The sequence below is a fragment of the Streptomyces sp. LS-MS-L19 genome, assembly GCF_058382285.1.
The window spans coordinates 8,064,763-8,081,268 of the sequence record NZ_JBYCLL010000001.1; the positions used below are offsets into that span (position 1 = coordinate 8,064,763).

The 16,506-nt window shown below is 71.3% G+C and carries 20 protein-coding genes; 11 read left to right on the forward strand and 9 right to left on the reverse strand.

The genetic code is table 11. From position 1 onward, the window contains the following. The 7 genes from AC2XR2_RS35965 to AC2XR2_RS35995 are packed head-to-tail and all read left to right on the forward strand — an operon-like array spanning nucleotide 1 to nucleotide 3,716. A complete protein-coding gene (locus AC2XR2_RS35965) occupies nucleotides 1–264 on the forward strand; it encodes a gas vesicle protein GvpG (protein ID WP_030313116.1) in 264 nt (87 codons plus the stop codon). Then, the gene (locus tag AC2XR2_RS35970) at nucleotides 261–989 is read left to right on the forward strand and encodes a DNA primase (RefSeq protein ID WP_491517333.1); all 729 of its coding nucleotides are present in this window, start codon (nucleotides 261–263) and stop codon (nucleotides 987–989) included. The genes AC2XR2_RS35965 and AC2XR2_RS35970 overlap by 4 nt, the downstream gene beginning before the upstream one ends. Further along, nucleotides 989–2,137, forward strand: a complete 1,149-nt coding sequence (locus tag AC2XR2_RS35975) for an SRPBCC family protein (RefSeq protein ID WP_491517334.1) — start codon at nucleotides 989–991, stop codon at nucleotides 2,135–2,137. Before AC2XR2_RS35970 ends, AC2XR2_RS35975 begins: the two co-directional genes overlap by 1 nt. Beyond that, the gene (locus tag AC2XR2_RS35980; protein ID WP_020133314.1) at nucleotides 2,134–2,469 is read left to right on the forward strand and encodes a gas vesicle protein; all 336 of its coding nucleotides are present in this window, start codon (nucleotides 2,134–2,136) and stop codon (nucleotides 2,467–2,469) included. Before AC2XR2_RS35975 ends, AC2XR2_RS35980 begins: the two co-directional genes overlap by 4 nt. Beyond that, nucleotides 2,466–3,251: a GvpL/GvpF family gas vesicle protein gene (locus AC2XR2_RS35985; protein WP_491517335.1), complete on the forward strand. Its 786-nt coding sequence runs from the start codon at nucleotides 2,466–2,468 to the stop codon at nucleotides 3,249–3,251. The genes AC2XR2_RS35980 and AC2XR2_RS35985 overlap by 4 nt, the downstream gene beginning before the upstream one ends. Next, nucleotides 3,248–3,430 carry a gas vesicle protein gene (locus AC2XR2_RS35990; protein ID WP_020133312.1) on the forward strand — a complete coding sequence of 61 codons (183 nt, stop codon included), beginning with the start codon at nucleotides 3,248–3,250 and terminating at the stop codon, nucleotides 3,428–3,430. The genes AC2XR2_RS35985 and AC2XR2_RS35990 overlap by 4 nt, the downstream gene beginning before the upstream one ends. Before the next feature lies 1 nt (nucleotide 3,431). After that, the gene (locus AC2XR2_RS35995; protein WP_381306893.1) at nucleotides 3,432–3,716 is read left to right on the forward strand and encodes a gas vesicle protein K; all 285 of its coding nucleotides are present in this window, start codon (nucleotides 3,432–3,434) and stop codon (nucleotides 3,714–3,716) included. A gap of 36 nt (nucleotides 3,717–3,752) precedes the next feature. Here AC2XR2_RS35995 and AC2XR2_RS36000 read toward each other — a convergent pair whose 3' ends face one another. The 3 genes from AC2XR2_RS36000 to AC2XR2_RS36010 form a co-directional block, all read right to left on the reverse strand. After that, the gene (locus tag AC2XR2_RS36000) at nucleotides 3,753–3,923 is read right to left on the reverse strand and encodes a hydrophobic protein (protein WP_491517336.1); all 171 of its coding nucleotides are present in this window, start codon (nucleotides 3,921–3,923) and stop codon (nucleotides 3,753–3,755) included. 43 nt (nucleotides 3,924–3,966) lie between these two features. Beyond that, on the reverse strand, nucleotides 3,967–4,800 hold the full coding sequence (locus AC2XR2_RS36005) for a class I SAM-dependent methyltransferase (RefSeq protein WP_491517337.1): 834 nt from the start codon (nucleotides 4,798–4,800) through the stop codon (nucleotides 3,967–3,969). Between the two features lie 80 nt (nucleotides 4,801–4,880). Then, nucleotides 4,881–6,362 carry a bifunctional phosphatase PAP2/diacylglycerol kinase family protein gene (locus AC2XR2_RS36010; RefSeq protein ID WP_381306898.1) on the reverse strand — a complete coding sequence of 494 codons (1,482 nt, stop codon included), beginning with the start codon at nucleotides 6,360–6,362 and terminating at the stop codon, nucleotides 4,881–4,883. 152 nt (nucleotides 6,363–6,514) lie between these two features. Here AC2XR2_RS36010 and AC2XR2_RS36015 point away from each other — a divergent pair, with 152 nt between their 5' ends. Next, on the forward strand, nucleotides 6,515–8,137 hold the full coding sequence (locus AC2XR2_RS36015; RefSeq protein WP_491517338.1) for an ABC-F family ATP-binding cassette domain-containing protein: 1,623 nt from the start codon (nucleotides 6,515–6,517) through the stop codon (nucleotides 8,135–8,137). 30 nt (nucleotides 8,138–8,167) lie between these two features. Here AC2XR2_RS36015 and AC2XR2_RS36020 read toward each other — a convergent pair whose 3' ends face one another. Next, nucleotides 8,168–9,301: a baeRF2 domain-containing protein gene (locus AC2XR2_RS36020; protein WP_491517339.1), complete on the reverse strand. Its 1,134-nt coding sequence runs from the start codon at nucleotides 9,299–9,301 to the stop codon at nucleotides 8,168–8,170. Between the two features lie 65 nt (nucleotides 9,302–9,366). On the opposite strand from AC2XR2_RS36020, the gene AC2XR2_RS36025 reads away from it, so the two are divergent. Next, nucleotides 9,367–9,648 (forward strand): DUF6158 family protein, encoded by a 282-nt coding sequence (locus AC2XR2_RS36025; protein ID WP_330263463.1) that lies wholly within the window; start codon nucleotides 9,367–9,369, stop codon nucleotides 9,646–9,648. A 123-nt stretch (nucleotides 9,649–9,771) separates the two neighbouring features. Here AC2XR2_RS36025 and AC2XR2_RS36030 read toward each other — a convergent pair whose 3' ends face one another. From AC2XR2_RS36030 to AC2XR2_RS36045, 4 genes are all read right to left on the reverse strand, one after another. After that, nucleotides 9,772–11,883, reverse strand: a complete 2,112-nt coding sequence (locus AC2XR2_RS36030; protein WP_491517340.1) for a catalase — start codon at nucleotides 11,881–11,883, stop codon at nucleotides 9,772–9,774. Continuing rightward, a complete protein-coding gene (locus AC2XR2_RS36035) occupies nucleotides 11,883–12,425 on the reverse strand; it encodes a type 1 glutamine amidotransferase domain-containing protein (RefSeq protein ID WP_330263461.1) in 543 nt (180 codons plus the stop codon). The genes AC2XR2_RS36030 and AC2XR2_RS36035 overlap by 1 nt, the downstream gene beginning before the upstream one ends. 80 nt (nucleotides 12,426–12,505) lie before the next feature. Beyond that, complete coding sequence (locus AC2XR2_RS36040; RefSeq protein ID WP_449349234.1) at nucleotides 12,506–12,958, reverse strand: CBS domain-containing protein; 453 nt, start codon at nucleotides 12,956–12,958, stop codon at nucleotides 12,506–12,508. Continuing rightward, the gene (locus tag AC2XR2_RS36045) at nucleotides 12,955–13,341 is read right to left on the reverse strand and encodes a DUF2795 domain-containing protein (protein ID WP_381306910.1); all 387 of its coding nucleotides are present in this window, start codon (nucleotides 13,339–13,341) and stop codon (nucleotides 12,955–12,957) included. Before AC2XR2_RS36045 ends, AC2XR2_RS36040 begins: the two co-directional genes overlap by 4 nt. 126 nt (nucleotides 13,342–13,467) lie before the next feature. Here AC2XR2_RS36045 and AC2XR2_RS36050 point away from each other — a divergent pair, with 126 nt between their 5' ends. Continuing rightward, nucleotides 13,468–13,641, forward strand: a complete 174-nt coding sequence (locus tag AC2XR2_RS36050) for a hypothetical protein (RefSeq protein ID WP_381306911.1) — start codon at nucleotides 13,468–13,470, stop codon at nucleotides 13,639–13,641. Here AC2XR2_RS36050 and AC2XR2_RS36055 read toward each other — a convergent pair. Further along, on the reverse strand, nucleotides 13,595–15,391 hold the full coding sequence (locus AC2XR2_RS36055) for a thiamine pyrophosphate-requiring protein (RefSeq protein ID WP_491517341.1): 1,797 nt from the start codon (nucleotides 15,389–15,391) through the stop codon (nucleotides 13,595–13,597). The two genes, AC2XR2_RS36050 and AC2XR2_RS36055, sit on opposite strands and share 47 nt — an antisense overlap. Before the next feature lie 267 nt (nucleotides 15,392–15,658). Between AC2XR2_RS36055 and AC2XR2_RS36060 the strand changes: the two genes are divergently transcribed. Beyond that, on the forward strand, nucleotides 15,659–16,456 hold the full coding sequence (locus AC2XR2_RS36060; protein WP_491517342.1) for an RNA polymerase sigma factor SigF: 798 nt from the start codon (nucleotides 15,659–15,661) through the stop codon (nucleotides 16,454–16,456). The last annotated feature ends 50 nt before the right edge of the window (nucleotides 16,457–16,506 follow it).

Here is a 16,506-nt window from a genome sequence, read left to right on the forward strand (position 1 = left end):
GTGGGTCTCATCGGAGAGGTACTGCTCCTGCCCTTCGCCCCGGTGCGCGGCAGCGCCTGGGTGATCAGACAGGTGCTGAACGAAGCGGAGCGCCTCTACTACGACCCGGCAGCGGTCCGGGCCGAACTCGCCCGGCTCGAGGAGCGTCTCGAGGCGGGCGAGATCGACGAGGAGGAATTCGACCGACAGGAGGACGAACTCCTCGAACGACTGGAGATCGGCCTGCGCGGCGGCGCGGGGACTGGCGACGGGACGACACGATGAACCGAGTGGGAATGGGCCTCGCGGTAGGGGCCGGATACCTCCTGGGACGTACGAAGAAACTGAAACTGGCCTTCGCGGTCGGCACGATCGTGGCCGGCAAGCGGATGCACCTCAGCCCGAAGGCGGTCGCTGACCTGGTTTCCCAGCAACTGCTGAAGAACCCGCAGTTCAAGGAGATCGGCGACACGCTCCGCGAGGACCTGCGAGGCGTCGGCAAGGCGGCCTCGGGGGCCATGGTGGAGCGGCAGATCAACGCGATCGCCGACCGGCTGCACGGCCGTACCGCCCAGGTCCGCGACGAGCTCTCGGGCGCGGCGAAGGAGGTGCCCGGCCTCTACGAGGACGAGGACTCCGAAGAGGACGAGGAGCCGGACGAGGAGGAGACTGGCACCAAGGGCGCCGAAGCCGACGACGAGACCTCGGACGAGACCTCGGACGAACCCACGGACGAGGACGAGAGCGCCGACGACGAGGACGAGGACGAGTCGGACGAGGCTCCGGCCGCGGCCAGGAAGACCGCCAAGAGGGCCCCCGCGAAGAAGACGGCCAAGAAGGCGCCCGCGAAGAAGGCACCGGCCAAGAAGGCCTCGCAGAGCCGCACTGCCGGCAAGAAGACGGCGGCCAAGAAGACCACGGCGAAGAAGACGGCCGCCAAGAAGGCGACCGCGGCCAGGGGGGCCGGCCGAGGCACCCGGTCCCGGCTGCCGAAGGGAGGCGATGAGTGATGACCGAGACACTCGGATCCGCACGCGACGCCACCGACAAGGCCAAGAGCAACCCGCTGACCGACGTGGCCCACAGCGAGGCCGCCGACCGGCTCAAGGCCGAGGTGCAGGAGTACCTCTCCGCACAGGTCCAGCGGATGCTGGTCGGCGTCGGCCACAAGCTGGGCGAGACCACCGGCAAGCTCAACGACATCGCCGAGGGCAACAGCCCCGGCTTCGCCAAGCTCGCCCTCGACGGCGGCAAGAAGCTCGCCGAGGGCAAGGGGCCGCTGCGCAGCGCGCTGGAGCTCGGAGCGGGCAAGGCCAAGGACAGCGTGGTCGGCGCCTTCAAGAACCTCGGCGGCGGCAAGGGCAAGAAGAAGGGCGGCGCGGGCCAGAAGCCCACGGTGATCATGGAGTTCATCGACGTGGGCGTGGATGTGCGCACCGCCTACGACCAGTGGACCCAGTACCAGGACTTCTCCACCTTCGCGAAGGGCGTCAAGAGCGCGAACCGCGCCGACGACACCCACACCGACTGGCAGGCGAAGATCTTCTGGTCCAGCCGCAGCTGGAAGGCGACCACCACCGAACAGGTCCCCGACGAGCGGATCCAGTGGACCTCGGAGGGCGCCAAGGGCACCACCAAGGGCGTCGTGTCCTTCCACAAGCTCGCCGACAACCTCACCCGCGTCCTGCTGGTGATCGAGTACTACCCCACGGGCCTCTTCGAGAAGACCGGCAACATCTGGCGCGCCCAGGGCCGCCGGGCCCGGCTCGACCTCAAGCACTTCGCCCGCTTCATCACCCTCAAGGGCGAGGCCGAGGACGGCTGGCGCGGTGAGATCCAGGACGGCGAGGTCGTCAAGAGCCACGAGGACGCGGTGGCGGAGGAGGAAGAGGAGGGCGCCGAGGACGAAGAGGGCGCCGAGGCCTCCGCCGACGAGGACACCGAGCCCGACGACGAGTACCGGGACGAGGAGGAAGAGGACGAGGACGTCCCGGACGAGGAGGCCGAGGACGAGTACGAGGAGTACGACGAGGAGGAGCCCGAGGACGAGCCGGAGGACGAGCTCGCCGAGGACGAGGAGCCCGAGGACGAGTACGAGGAAGAGGAAGAGGCTCCGGAGGACGAGGAAGAGTACGCCGAGGGCGGGAGCCGACGATGAGCATGCCCAGCCGGCTCCCGGACCCGTACGGCCAGGGGAGCGGCGCGAACCTGGCCGACATCCTGGAGCGAGTGCTGGACAAGGGCATCGTCATCGCGGGCGACATCCGCATCAACCTGCTCGACATCGAGCTGCTCACCATCAAGCTGCGGCTCATCGTCGCCTCGGTCGACAAGGCCAAGGAAATGGGCATCGACTGGTGGGAGGACGATCCGGCCCTGTCCACCAAGGCCCGCCGGGACGAACTGTCCCGTGAGAACGCCGAGTTGCGCGAGCGGCTGGCCCGGCTGGAGGAACTGGAGCCCCGCCGGGCGCAGGAGGAGGGTTCATGACCGGACTGCGTTACGTCTACGCCGTGTGCCGTCCCTTCGGCGCCGCCCTCCAGTCCCAGCTGACGGGACTGGGGGGCGATCCGCCGCGGCTGCTCACCCACCACGGTCTGATCGCCGTGGTGAGCCATGTGCCGGAGCGGGACTTCGCCGAAGCCCCGCTCCGGGCCCATCTGGAGGACCTGGAGTGGCTGACCGCCACCGCCCGGGCCCACCAGTGCGTCATCGACGCGCTGACCGCCGTCACCACCCCGCTGCCGCTGCGGCTCGGCACCGTCTTCCGCGACGACAGCGGCGTACGGACGATGATGGAGGCGCGCGAGGAGGACTTCCACCGCATCCTCGACCGGGTGCAGGGCCGGGTGGAATGGGGCGTCAAGGTGTACGCCGAAGCCGAGAAGCGTGAACCGGAGCAGGAGAAGCCGGCCCAGCCGGTGTCCGGCCGGGACTACCTGCGGCAGCGGCGACAGCAGACCAAGGCGCACGAGGACAGCTGGCAGAAGGCGGAGTCCTTCGCGACCCGTCTCCACGACATGCTGTCCGCCCACGCCGAGGACTCCCGACTGCACGCCCCGCAGAACGCCACGCTTTCCGGCGCCCCCGGACGGAACGTCCTCAACGCCGCCTATCTCGTACCGCGCGCGGATTCCGAGGAATTCGTGGAACTGGTGGACCGTATGAAGGACGACACCCCGGGAATGCGTGTGGAACTCACCGGACCGTGGGCCGCCTATTCCTTCACGGAAATCAGCGACACGGAACTCAGTGAGGAGGAGCGCCCGTGACCGTGATCGAACGGCGCGAGGTGGCCCTCGTCGACCTCCTCGACCGGCTGCTGGCCGGCGGGGTCGTCATCACGGGGGACATCACCTTGCGCATCGCGGACGTCGACCTCGTCCGCATCGACCTGAACGCGCTGATCAGCTCGGTCAACGCGCAAGTACCCTCACCGTGGGGAGACTGACGTGACGGCCCGACCCAACCGGCTGGACCTGGAGCCCGACACCGTCGAGCGGGACCTGGTCAAACTCGTGCTGACCGTGGTGGAACTGCTGCGGCAGCTCATGGAGCGCCAGGCGCTGCGCCGGTTCGACGAGGGGGACCTGAGCGAGGAGCAGGAGGAGCGGATCGGGCTCACCCTGATGCTGCTCGACGACCGCATGACCGAGCTGCGCGAGCGCTACGGACTGCGGCCCGAGGACCTGAACCTGGACCTCGGGCCGCTGGGACCACTGCTTCCCCGGAACTGAATCCGGGTGCTTCCCCGGGAATGATCCCGGGGCACCTCACCACCTGTACCAACGGCCCCTGCCGCCGCCCGCTGTCGTCCCGCGCAGCAGGAACCCCAGCAGCCACCGGACCAGCACGGCCAGTGCGATCCACCAGAGAATCTTCACCGCGAATCCGGCACCGAAGAGAATCAGTACCAGGAGCAGTACGAGCAGGATGGCAATCATGAGCTGAACCTCCTGCTTTTCCGGGTTTCCCTAATTCCGGAATTCAGGCTTCTTTCCTGCACAGGATTTCCCCGTGCAGGACACAGAACCAGCCGTCCTCCTGCTCGCCCCATTTCCGCCAGGCGTCCGAGACGGCCCGCAGTTCCCCGGTGGTGGCGTGGCCGCCCTCGGTCGCCCGCTCGGCGTACGCGGAAGCCAGCGTCCGGTCCGCCCACAGCCCGCTCCACCACGCGCGCTCCTCGGCGGTGGAGTACGTCCAGGTGCCGGAGGTCGCCGTGATGTCCGTCAGGCCTGCCCGCAGCGCCCAGGACTTCAGCCGGCGCCCGGCGTCCGGCTCCCCGCCGTTGGCGCGGGCCACCTGGCGGTACAGGTCCAGCCAGTCGTCGAGCCCCGTGGACGCCGGGTACCAGGTCATGGCGGCGTAGTCCGAGTCGCGGACCGCGATGTAGCCGCCCGGCCTGGTCACCCGCAGCATCTCGCGCAGCGCCCGCACCGGGTCGCCGACGTGCTGGAGCACCTGGTGGGCGTGGACCACGCAGAAGGTGTCGTCCGGGAAGTCCAGCGCGTGCACGTCCGCGACCGCGAAGTCGACGTTGGCGAGGCCCCGTTCGGCCGATACGGCCCGGGCCTGGTCGAGGATGCCCGGCGCGTGGTCCACCCCGGTGACGTGCCCGTCGGGGACCAGCGCGGCCAGGTCGGCGGTGATCGTGCCCGGTCCGCAGCCGATGTCCAGGATCTTCATGTGGGGCTTGAGCGAACCGAGCAGATAGGCCGCCGAGTTGGCGGCGGTGCGCCAGGTGTGCGAGCGCAGCACGGACTCGTGGTGCCCGTGCGTGTAGACGGCGGTCTCCCGCGGTGTGCCCTGAGAGTTCGACATGGCAGAACCGTACGCCTCGAATGTCGCATGGTGAGACCCGTGTATTGCCATGTGGACTGACGAGCCATCAGGTAGGGGGTTCAGCTGCCGGGCAGCGGGCGGTACACGGTGAGTGCCTCGGGCAGCTTCTCCAGCGTCACCTCGCCCTCCACCTCGGTCACTTCGCCGTCGTAGGCGAGCAGCGTGCCCGGCGCGACACCGGTCAGGCGGAGGCGGCCGACCTGGACCGCGGCGTGGACGGGGGAGCGGGTCAGGGGGCCCGCGACGGCGGCGGCCAGCAGCCGCAGTGCGGGCCGCCGTCCCCCGTGCACCACCCGCACGTCGAACTGCCCGTCCGCGAGGTCGCTGCGGCGGCCGGGGGCGAGCCCCATCCGGTGGTAGGTGCCGTTGCCGACGAACAGCAGCCACAGCGGCCGGGCCCGGCCACGGAACCCGGCCTCCAGCGGGTGCCGGTCGGCCCGCAGCACCCGCAGCGCCCCGACCACCCCGGCCGGCCAGCCACCGATCCGGCGCGACCAGCGCTCCCGCTCCCGCACCAGCTCCGGGTACACGCCCAGGCTGCACGCGTTGACGAAGACCCCCTCGCGGCCGTCGCCGGTGTACCGCCCCACGTCCACCCGCACCCCCTCGCCCTGCCGCACCGCCCGGGTCAGATCGCGCGCACCCTCCACGCCGAGGTCGTAGGCGAAGTGGTTCAGGGTGCCGCCGGGCAGGACCGCGAGGGGCACGTCGTGGCGCAGGGCGATCTCCACGGCCGCGTTGACGGTGCCGTCCCCGCCGCACACCCCGAGCACCGTGGCCCGGGCCGCCGCCTTCTCCAACTCGGCCCGGACATCGGCCGGTTCGCACTCGACGACCTCGGCCAGCGGCAGCCCGTCGTGCAGGGCCCGCACCCGGTCGGCGGTGCCGGAGGCGGTGTTCGCCACCATCACCAGACCCTCGCCGTCCGGCAGCGCCGGAACCTGTGCGCGCGGCCGGGCGGGCGGCACGACCTGGGCGCGCGTCGGCACCAGGCCCCGTACGGCGAAGGCGGCGCCCGCACCGAGGGCCGCGCCCGCGAGGACGTCGCTCGGGAAGTGCACGCCCGTGTAGACCCGGGACAGCGCCACCGACCAGGCCACCGGGGCCACGGCGGCGCCCCAGGCCGGGGACTCCAGGGCGACGCCGGTCGCGAAGGCGGCGGCGGACGCGGAGTGGCCGGAGGGGAACGAGGTCGTGATCGGCTGCCGCTTGAGCTGCCGGACCAGGGGGACCGGGTCGAGGACGGGGCGGGTGCGGCGGACCGAGCGCTTGCCGAGGGTGTTGATGGTCAGCGAGGCGACGGCGAGCGAGGCGAGGCCCCGGGCGGCGGCGCGGCGGGAGCGGGGGGTGCGGGCGGCTGCCATGGCCGCGGCGGTGGCGAACCAGAGGACGCCGTGGTTCGCGCTTCTGCTCAGGCGGGGGAGGACCGGTTCGGCCGCGGGCCAGTTCCTGGCCGCCGCGAACCGGAAGAGGCGGGCGTCGAGGGTCCGGAGGCGGTGACGGCCGCGCTTGGGGAACGTGAGGTCGACGTCGGGGCTCATGACCTTGCGGGTACCCGCCGTGGGGGTGCTTGTGCCGTGCCGGGTGCGGGCAGTCCGTGGCTGATCGCGCAGTTCCCCGCGCCCCTGGGTGATCTCGGGACCGTGGAATATGAGTTTGCCCAGGTCTTGTCTCCGCACCGACAATGCCGCCCATGGGACATCTGGAAGCCGCGCATCTCGAGTACTACCTTCCCGACGGGAGGGCGCTGCTCGGCGATGTGTCGTTCCGGGTGGGGGAAGGGGCCGTCGTGGCGCTCGTCGGGCCCAACGGGGCCGGGAAGACGACGCTGCTGCGGCTGATCTCCGGTGAGCTGAAGCCGCACGGCGGGACGGTCACGGTGAGTGGCGGCCTGGGTGTGATGCGGCAGTTCGTGGGGTCCGTACGGGACGAGACGACCGTACGGGATCTGCTGGTGTCGGTGGCGCCGCCGCGGATCCGCGAGGCCGCCGAGGCCGTGGACCGCGCCGAGCACCTGATCATGACCGTCGACGACGAGGCCGCCCAGCTGAAGTACGCGCAGGCCCTCTCCGACTGGGCCGAGGTGCGCGGGTACGAGTCCGAGACGCTGTGGGACATGTGCACCACGGCCGCGCTCGGGGTGCCGTACGACAAGGCGCAGTTCCGGCAGGTGCGGACGCTGTCCGGCGGTGAGCAGAAGCGGCTCGTGCTGGAGGCGCTGCTGCGCGGCACGGACGAGGTGCTGCTGCTCGACGAGCCGGACAACTACCTCGACGTGCCCGGCAAGCGCTGGCTGGAGGAGCGCCTGAAGGAGACCCGCAAGACGGTCCTCTTCGTCTCCCACGACCGGGAGCTGCTGTCGCGGGCCGCCGAGAAGATCGTGTCGGTGGAGCCCTCGCCGGCCGGGGCGGACGCGTGGGTGCACGGCGGGGGTTTCGCCACCTATCACGAGGCGCGGCAGGCCAGGTTCGCTCGCTTCGAGGAACTGCGCAAGCGGTGGGACGAGAAGCACGCGCAGCTGAAGAAGCTGGTGCTGACGCTCCGTCAAGCCGCGGAGAACAGCCCCGACATGGCCTCGCGGTACCGTGCGGCCCAGACCCGCCTGCGCAAGTTCGAGGAGGCCGGACCGCCGCCCGAGCCGCCGCGCGAGCAGGACATCAAGATGCGGCTCAAGGGCGGCCGCACCGGAGTAAGGGCCGTCACCTGCAAGGGACTTGAGCTCACCGGGCTGATGAAACCCTTCGACCTGGAGGTCTTCTACGGCGAGCGGGTCGCCGTCCTCGGCTCCAACGGCTCCGGCAAGTCGCACTTCCTGCGGCTGCTGGCCGGGGACTCCAGCGTCGCGCACACGGGGGAGTGGAAGCTCGGCGCGCGGGTCGTGCCCGGGCACTTCGCGCAGACCCACGCCCACCCCGAGCTCTTCGGCCGCACCCTCCTGGACATCCTCTGGAAGGAGCACGCCCAGGACCGCGGCGCCGCGATGTCCCGGCTGCGCCGCTACGAGCTGACCGGCCAGGCCGAGCAGGCTTTCGACCGGCTCTCGGGCGGCCAGCAGGCCCGCTTCCAGATCCTCCTCCTGGAGCTCCAGGGCGTCACCGCACTCCTCCTGGACGAGCCGACGGACAACCTGGACCTGGAGTCCGCGGAGGCCCTCCAGGAAGGCCTGGAGGCCTTCGAGGGGACCGTCCTCGCGGTCACCCACGACCGCTGGTTCGCCCGGTCCTTCGACCGCTACCTGGTCTTCGGCTCGGACGGGCGGGTGCGCGAGACCGACGGGCCGGTGTGGGACGAGCGGCGCGTGGAAAGGGCCCGGTGACCTGGGGTCACCGAGCCCTTCCGGGGCGTCTCACGCCCAGCGCAGCAGTGCGCCGAGGCCACCCACCGGGGCTTCCTCCCCGGAACCCCCGGCAGCTCCCGCAGCTCCGGCGGCCGGTGTCACCGAGAGCGCCGGCGCGCCGGTCGCCACCGCCGACCTGATCAGCGCGTCGTCCGCACGGGCCGACCAGGAGTTCTGCTCGCCGAGGATCTTCAGCTCCGTACGGCGGACCGCCAGCTGGTCGGGATCCTCACCGATCCACACCTCGCGGTGCGCGTCCGGGCCGTCCGGGCGGATCAGGAGTTCGTCGATACGGTGCTCACGCGCCGCCTCGACCAGCGCGGGCACGCCCTCCACGGCGCCGGGACGCCCGTCGTCGCCCGGTGCGCGGGCCGCGAGGAACCGTTCCAGCTCCCGCTCCGCGCGCTGCCGTGCATGACCGGTGCGGGCGCGTTCGACGTCCTCGTCGAGGAGCCGGCTGCCGGCGCCGTGCTCGGCCTCGACGACCAGGTCGTGCAGCCGCTTGGGCAGCCGCTCGCGCACCGACCGCTTCTCGCGCTCCTCACCGACCAGGATGAGCAGGTCGGCGCCGGTCTCCTCCTGGCAGACGGCGAGCGCGTCGGCGATCTCGGCCGCGTTGTGCTCCCAGGTGTTCTCCACCCGCAGCTGGAAGTGCCGCTCCGACCAGTCGGCCGTGCTCGTACGGTGCACCGGCCACTGCTTTCCGGTCACCGAACCGGCGTCCCGCCGTCCCAGCGCGCCGCGCAGCTCGAAGTCGGCGCCTTTGCGGTCGACGTACGCCACCACACAGACCGGGTCCTCGCCGGCCAGCTCCAGCAGCGGCGCGGTGTGCGGCAGCGGGGCCCAGCGGACCACGCCGGACTCGGGGGACCTGGTCAGCGGCGGGTCCAGGACCACCTTGCCGGCCCGCGCGAAGACGGCCCGGCCGTGCGGTGCGGACGAGTGCCGCAGGTCCTCCAGCGCCTCCCGCACCGCCACGCAGGTGTCCTCGTCGGCCCCCTGCGCGGACAGCTCCCGGGCGACCGCGACCGCCGCGAGATGCCGCTCGTGGGGGGCGTCCTCCGTGTGGGGTGGGGTGTCCACGTACACGGAGGCCCAGGGGCCCTGATGTTCGTAGAGTGGATGCAGAAAGGCGAGATCCATGGTTCCCTCCCGGATGCCGCTCGGGGGCAGTGCGGTATTGCTTGCGGGGCGGGTACCCGAAGCGTATGGACGAACACGACGAGCGGGGTACCACCATGAACGGAGTCGACCCCAGCCGGTTGGACGACCAGCAGCTGATGAAGGAGCTGGAGACGATCCACCGCACGCGGCACGACACACTGCTCTACGCCTCGAACGACGCCCTCAGGGCGCACAACGAACGCATGGCCCGCCTGGAGGGCGAGTACCTGCGCCGCAACCCGGACCGGACCGTGGCCGCGGGCCGCACCCGCGAGGGGGCGCGGGAGCGCAAGCCGGGGGAGTCGGCCAGTCCGGCGCTGGACTGACCGGGGCGCCACCGGTGACTCCCGGGCAGCTTCGGCGATCCGGAGCATCCGTACCGACAGCGGCCGGTGACCCGCCGATCGCGTGATCGACGGGTCACCGGTGACGTGCCCGGCGGGCCGCGCTCAGTGGCGCGTCGGCAGCCGGTCCCAGTGCCGGTGCGCGGCGATCGCGGCCACGAAGGCGTCCAGGAACTCCTCGCCCGCCGGGCCCGGAGACGTCTCCGTCACCACGCCCTGATCGCTCTCCACGTGGTGGAACTCCGTGGACAGCCGCAGCCCCTCCGGCTCCAGGGCCGACAGGATCCCCACGCCCGAGCCGAGCGCGCCGATCGGCTTGCCGTGCCGGTAGGCGTCCCGGACGAACCGCATCGCGTCCTGGTCGGCGACCGCCGCCGGGGTGCCCGTGGGCCCGCCCGGCAGCAGGACGGCGTCGTACAGCACGGACGCGACGGTCGGCAGCGCGCGGTCGACGGTGTACAGCTCACCGTCGGCGCCCCGCACCTCGCCGTCCACCGGGGCGAGCGCCTCCACGATCGCGCCCTCGGCGGCCAGCCGCTCCCGCACCGAGGTCACCTGCTCGGCGTCGATCCCGTCGGTGACGAGGACCGCGATCTGCCGGGTGCGGATCGAGCCGTCGCCGCGCTGCGACTCGAGACTCAGCGCGGGGGAGGCGTGCTTGGACGCCTCCGATGCCTCTTCGGTGAGCTGGGACGGCTGTGGCACCCCGATGCCGCGTGCCACCTCGGTCGCCAACTCGCCGTTCACCTTGGCGAGTTGCTCGACCGTACGGGCCCGCACCGCCCGGGCGTCCACCTTGCCCAGCTCGAAGCGGAACGCCTCGACGATGTGCCGCTTCTCCCAGTCGGCCATGCTGTTCCAGAACATCGCCGACTGGCTCCAGTGGTCCTGGAAGCTCGGGCTGCGCCGCCGGACCTTGTGCCCGTCCACGCGCTCCGCGTAGTGGGTGTAGGCGTGCCCGTCGGCGCCCGCGTGGGCCGGGCAGCCGCCGCCCAGGGAATTCGGGAAGTAGTTCGTGCCCCGGTGGATCGCGCTCTGGTGGGCGCCGTCCCGCTGGTTGGTCCGCACCGGCGCCACCGGCCGGTTCACCGGCAGCTGCGCGAAGTTGGGGCCGCCGAGCCGGGTCAACTGGGTGTCCAGGTAGGAGAAGTTGCGGGCCTGGAGCAGCGGGTCGTTGGTGAAGTCGATACCGGGCACCACGTTGGCCGTGTGGAAGGCGACCTGCTCGGTCTCCGCGAAGAAATTCTCCGGATTGCGGTCCAGCACCATCCGGCCGATCGGCCGGACCGGCACCTGCTCCTCCGGGATCAGCTTGGTGGCGTCGAGCAGGTCGAAGTCGAACGCGAACTCGTCCTCCTCCGGCACCAGTTGGACGCCCAGCTCCCACTCCGGGTACTCGCCCGCCTCGATGGCGTTCCACAGGTCGCCCCGGTTGAAGTCCGGGTTGCGGCCCTGGCACTCCTGGGCCTCGTCCCACACCAGCGAGTGCGTGCCCAGCCGAGGCTTCCAGTGGAACTTCACGAAGGTGCCCCTGCCCTCCGCGTTCACGAAGCGGAAGGTGTGCACGCCGAAGCCCTGCATCATGCGGTAGCTGCGCGGGATCGCCCGGTCCGACATCAGCCACATGATCGCGTGCAGGGTCTCCGGCTGGAGCGACACGAAGTCCCACAGGGTGTCGTGCGCGGAGGCGCCGGTGGGCATGTCGTTGTGCGGCTCCGGCTTCACCGCGTGCACGAAGTCCGGGAACTTGATGCCGTCCTGGATGAAGAAGACCGGGAAGTTGTTCCCGACCAGGTCGTAATTGCCCTCGGACGTATAGAACTTGGTGGCGAAGCCGCGCACGTCCCGCACGGTGTCCGCGGAGCCCTTCGGGCCCTGCACGGTCGAGAACCGTACGAAGACCGGGGTGCGCACCGCCGGGTCCTGGAGGAAGGCGGCCCGGGTGAACTCGGCGCAGGACTCGTACGGTTCGAAGTATCCGTACGCTCCCGCGCCCCGCGCGTGCACCACCCGCTCCGGGATCCGCTCGTGGTCGAAGCGGGTGAGCTTCTCCCGGAAGTGGAAGTCCTCCATCAGCGTCGGACCGCGCTCACCGGCGGCGAGCGAGTCGTCGGTGTGGTCGACCTCGACGCCCTGGTCGGTGGTGAGCGGCCCGGCGGCCGGGTCGTCGGCGTGGAAGGCCTCTCGCTGACGCTGCTTTCGGTCGGGGGAGTCCACTAGGCGGCCTCCTTCGCGAACACGTCCAGGAACGTCTCGCAGAACGCCTTGAGGTCGTCCGGCTTGCGGCTGGTGACCAGCTTGTTGTTCCCGTGGTCGCAGACCTTCACCTGCTCGTCCACCCAGGTGCCGCCCGCGTTGCGGATGTCGGTCTGAAGGCTCGGCCAGGAGGTGAGCACCCGGCCCCGTACGACGTCCGCCTCGACCAGGGTCCAGGGCGCGTGGCAGATCGCGGCCACCGGGCGCCCCTGGCTGAAGAAGTCCCGCACGAACGCCACGGCCTTCTCGTCCATCCGCAGGAAGTCCGGGTTCGCCACGCCGCCGGGCAGCACCAGTGCGCCGAAGGAGTCCGCGGACGTCTCGCCCACGACCTCCTGCACGGGGAAGGTGTCCGCCTTGTCGAGGTGGTCGAACGCCTGGATCGTGCCCGGCTTCGTCGAGACGAGCACGGGCTCGTGGCCCGCGTCCACCGCCGCCTGCCACGGATCGGTGAGCTCGATCTGCTCGACGCCCTCGGGTGCGGTCAGAAACGCGATGCGCATGAGATTCAACGTCCTTTCCTGGAAAGCTTTTTCCTCACAGCCGGGCCGGCTGATTCCTCACAGCCGGGCCGGCTGTTTCCTCACAGCAGGTCCCGCGGGTCGTCACCGGGTTCCGGGGCGGGCTCGGCGCGGCTGATGTCGGCCAGGGCCGAGCCCGGGTCCCGGTCCGCGGCGAGGTCGCCGAGGCTGACCATGCCGACGGGCAGGCCGTTCTCGACGACCGGCAGCCGCCGTACGGCGTGCGCCCGCATCAGCGCCGCCGCCTGCGTCACCGGATCGCCCGGGGCGACCGTCACCGGATCCGGGGTGCACACCGACCGGGCGCTCACCGTCAGCGGATCGACGCCGTCGGCGACGGCCCGGACCGTGATGTCCCGGTCGGTGAGCACCCCGACGACCTGCTGACCGTCGGCCACCACCACATCGCCGATGTCCTGCGAGCGCATCAGCTGCGCCGCCTCGACCAGCGAGGCGTCCGGGCGGACGGCCACCACCCCGGGCGTCATCACGTCCCGTACCAGCTCGGCGGTCACGGGCCGCCCTCCGTCCGGGTCAGTGCCCGCGCGAGCTCCTGCACATTGGTGTAGTGCTCCTTGCGCGGCAGCCCCTCCACGGCCTCGACAAGGGCGTCGGGGGCGTTCTTGCGGCGCATTACCCGCACCAGCTCCACGGGAGTGGCGGGGAACGAGCTGCGGCCCAGGAGCCGGGCCAGCTCCAGCCGGACGCCCTCCAGCGACGCCCCCTCGCTGCCCGGGGTGACGGGCCCGCCCCAGACCTGCGGATCGTCGTCGGCGGTCGGCTCCGGGTCGTTCCACTCCTCGCTCCGGGTGGGGTGCCCGGAGCGGAGCAGACCCTGGAGTTCGTGCTTCATCTCGTCGTCGCGGTGGCGGCTGAGCCGGTCGCTGCCTCGCTGCATGTCTCCCTCCAGATCTTCGGGTCCGCACCGCGTACCCGAGACCCGGCCGCCGACACGGGGTTTGCCCGGCCGAAGCGGGGAGACCCGAACCGGACCCCCGCGCACCTCCCTTGGGAAGGACTGGCGATGGTGGTCCTCGCCGCGCTCATACCGATCCTCATGCTCGCCGCCCTGCTCGCGCTCGGCCGCTACGAGGAGCTGATGCTCCCGGAGCCGGAGAGCGACCGGCTCGAACCGGCCGCCCTCCCGGTGGCTACTTCTTCTCCCGCCCCGGCAGGAACTCCTGCACCTTCGCCTTGAAGCCCTGCTTCACCATGGCCCCCCGGTCCGCGTCCCCCTTGAGGATCGCGGCGGCCGTGGCCTCCAGCTGCTCCCAGGTCGCGTGCGGCGGGATCGGCGGCACGGCCGGATCGGTCAGGAACTCCAGGACCGCGGGCCCGTCCGCCGCGAGACCGGCCCGCCAGGCCGCCTCGACGTCCTCCGGCTTCTCCACCCGGATCCCGGTCAGCCCCAGCGAGCGGGCGAACGCGGCGTACTGCACGTCCGGCAGCTGCTGCGAGGGCAGGAACGAGGGGGCGCCCTCCATGGCCCGCATCTCCCAGGTCACCTGGTTGAGGTCGTGGTTGTTCCAGATGGCGATGACCAGCCGCGGATCCTCCCACAGCTCCCGGTACTTGGCCGCCGTGATCAGCTCCGCCATGCCGTTCATCTGCATCGCCCCGTCCCCGACCAGGGCGATCGCCGGCCGGTCCGGATGCGCGAACTTCGCGCCGATCGCGTACGGCACCCCGGGGCCCATCGTCGCCAGCGTGCCGGAGAGCGAGGAGCGCATCCCGGGCCGCATGGTCAGGTGCCGGGCGTACCAGTTGGCGGTGGACCCGGAGTCGGAGGTGACGATCGCGTTGTCCGGCAGCAGCGGGTCCAGCGCACGGGCCACGTACTCCGGGTTGATCGGGTCGGCCGACTGCTGCGCCCGCCGGTCCATCACGTCACGCCAGCGCTTGACGTTGTCGCACACCGTCGCGTACCACTCGCGCTCGCCGCGCTCCGCGTCCAGCAGCGGGATCAGCCTCTGGAGCGTGGCCTTCGCGTCGCCGACGAGATTCACCTCGTACGGATAGCGCATCCCGATCATGTGCGGGTCGATGTCGATCTGCACGCCCCGCGCCTTGCCGAACTCCGGCAGGAACTGCGTGTAGGGGAACGACGACCCGATGGTCAGCAGGGTGTCGCAGTCCCGCATGAGCTCGTACGACGGACGCGTGCCGAGCAGCCCGATCGAGCCGGTGACATACGGGAGTTCGTCGCTCAGGGCGTCCTTGCCGAGCAGCGCCTTGGCGACACCCGCGCCGAGCATCTCGGCGACCCGCTCCACCTCGGCCCGCGCCCCGGCCGCGCCCTGGCCGATCAGGATCGCGGGCTTGTCACCGGAGTTGAGGATCTCCGCGGCCCGCTGGAGCGACTCCTCGGAGGGCACCGCGGTCCAGGCACTGCGGTCCAGGCTGGACGGCACCATCTTGAACTCGTGGGTGGGCGGCGAGTAGTCCAGCTCCTGGACGTCCCCGGGCACGATGATCGCGGTGGGGCACCGGCGGGCGTACGCGGTGCGGATCGCCCGGTCCAGGACGTTCGGCAGCTGCTCGGGAACCGTCACCGTCTCCACGAACTCCGAGGCGACGTCCTTGAACAGCGTGTGCAGGTCGACCTCCTGCTGGTACGAGCCGCCCATCGCGGTGCGGTGCGTCTGGCCGACGATCGCCAGCACCGGCACATGGTCCAGCTTCGCGTCGTACAGGCCGTTGAGCAGGTGGATCGCGCCGGGTCCCGACGTGGCCGCGCACACTCCGATGCGGCCGCTGAACTTGGCGTAGCCGACCGCCTCGAACGCGGACATCTCCTCGTGCCGGGACTGCACGAACCGCGGCTTGTTGTCGGCCCGTCCCCAGGCCGCCAGCAGGCCGTTGATGCCGTCGCCCGGATAGCCGAAGACGTGCTCCACACCCCACTCGCGCAACCGTTCGAGGATGTGATCGGACACCTTGGTGCTCATGGGCTGACCTCCCGGACATGGATGGCACAGGCAGCCCTACGAGTCACCCTGCGGGCGCGCGGAAAACCTGCCCCCGGTGTTCGGCGCCTGCTCCCGGTGTTTGGCGCGCGGGGCCGGGGGCAGGCGCAGTCCCAGTGCTTCGGACCGGAGGCACGTCCGTGGGAGCGGCCCCCTGCCGCCACGGTCGCGTCTGTCCGGTCCCCCTCGCGGACGCGCTCCCACACCGATCGTCCAACCCAGAGCACGATCTAGGGAGTTGCGACGCACATGCCCACTTCAGTGAGCGCGAAGCACCACCCGCACGACGATGCCCCCGACACCGCCGAGGCCTTCCGCCGGCTCGCCGCACTGCCCCCGGGGCCCGAGCGCGACACCCTGCGCGGACAGGTCGTGGAGGCCTGGCTGCCCATGGCCGACCGGCTCGCAGGACGCTTCCGCAGCCGCGGCGAGAGCCTGGACGACCTGCGCCAGGTCGCCGCGCTCGGCCTGGTCAAGGCCGTCGACCGCTACGACCCCGCACGCGGCAACGCCTTCGAGAGCTACGCCGTGCCCACCATCACCGGTGAGATCAAGCGGCACTTCCGCGACCACATGTGGACGCTGCACGTGCCGCGCCGGGTCCAGGACCTGCGCAACCGGGTCCGGTTCGCCGTCCAGGACCTCACCCAGACGATTCCGGGGCGCAGGCCCACCGTCGCCGAGATCGCCGCGCAGGCGAACATGAGCGAGGAGGACGTCCTGGTCGGTCTGGAGGCACTGGAGAGCTTCACCGCCCTCTCCCTCGACGCCGAACTGCCCGGCAGCGAGGACGGCTACTCCCTCGCCGACGCCCTCGGTTCGCTCGACCCCGCGCTGGACACGGTCGTCGACCGCGAGGCCGTCAAACCCCGCCTCGCCGCGCTGTCCGAGCGGGAGCGGGCGATCCTCTACATGCGCTTCTTCGCCGACATGACCCAGAGCCGCATCGCCGAGCAGCTCGGCATCTCCCAGATGCACGTCTCCCGCCTGATCAGCCGCTGTTGCGGCCGACTGCGCGAGCAGATCATGCGGGACGCGGCCGTCTGAGGGTGGGGCGGGCCCTGTCCGCCGGATCCCCTGTCACCCGCTCGGCCCTC

Coding starts and splice junctions, on each gene's coding strand:
- AC2XR2_RS36020 (WP_491517339.1), bottom strand. CDS start 9,301: ATGGATCTCGCCTTTCTGCATCCACTCTACGAACATCAGGGCCCCTGG.
- AC2XR2_RS36045 (WP_381306910.1), bottom strand. CDS start 13,341: ATGCAGCGAGGCAGCGACCGGCTCAGCCGCCACCGCGACGACGAGATG.
- AC2XR2_RS35975 (WP_491517334.1), top strand. CDS start 989: ATGACCGAGACACTCGGATCCGCACGCGACGCCACCGACAAGGCCAAG.
- AC2XR2_RS36015 (WP_491517338.1), top strand. CDS start 6,515: ATGGGACATCTGGAAGCCGCGCATCTCGAGTACTACCTTCCCGACGGG.
- AC2XR2_RS36025 (WP_330263463.1), top strand. CDS start 9,367: ATGGACGAACACGACGAGCGGGGTACCACCATGAACGGAGTCGACCCC.
- AC2XR2_RS36060 (WP_491517342.1), top strand. CDS start 15,659: ATGCCCACTTCAGTGAGCGCGAAGCACCACCCGCACGACGATGCCCCC.
- AC2XR2_RS35980 (WP_020133314.1), top strand. CDS start 2,134: ATGAGCATGCCCAGCCGGCTCCCGGACCCGTACGGCCAGGGGAGCGGC.
- AC2XR2_RS36035 (WP_330263461.1), bottom strand. CDS start 12,425: ATGCGCATCGCGTTTCTGACCGCACCCGAGGGCGTCGAGCAGATCGAG.
- AC2XR2_RS36010 (WP_381306898.1), bottom strand. CDS start 6,362: ATGAGCCCCGACGTCGACCTCACGTTCCCCAAGCGCGGCCGTCACCGC.
- AC2XR2_RS36005 (WP_491517337.1), bottom strand. CDS start 4,800: ATGTCGAACTCTCAGGGCACACCGCGGGAGACCGCCGTCTACACGCAC.
- AC2XR2_RS35970 (WP_491517333.1), top strand. CDS start 261: ATGAACCGAGTGGGAATGGGCCTCGCGGTAGGGGCCGGATACCTCCTG.
- AC2XR2_RS36000 (WP_491517336.1), bottom strand. CDS start 3,923: ATGATTGCCATCCTGCTCGTACTGCTCCTGGTACTGATTCTCTTCGGT.
- AC2XR2_RS36055 (WP_491517341.1), bottom strand. CDS start 15,391: ATGAGCACCAAGGTGTCCGATCACATCCTCGAACGGTTGCGCGAGTGG.
- AC2XR2_RS35985 (WP_491517335.1), top strand. CDS start 2,466: ATGACCGGACTGCGTTACGTCTACGCCGTGTGCCGTCCCTTCGGCGCC.
- AC2XR2_RS36050 (WP_381306911.1), top strand. CDS start 13,468: ATGGTGGTCCTCGCCGCGCTCATACCGATCCTCATGCTCGCCGCCCTG.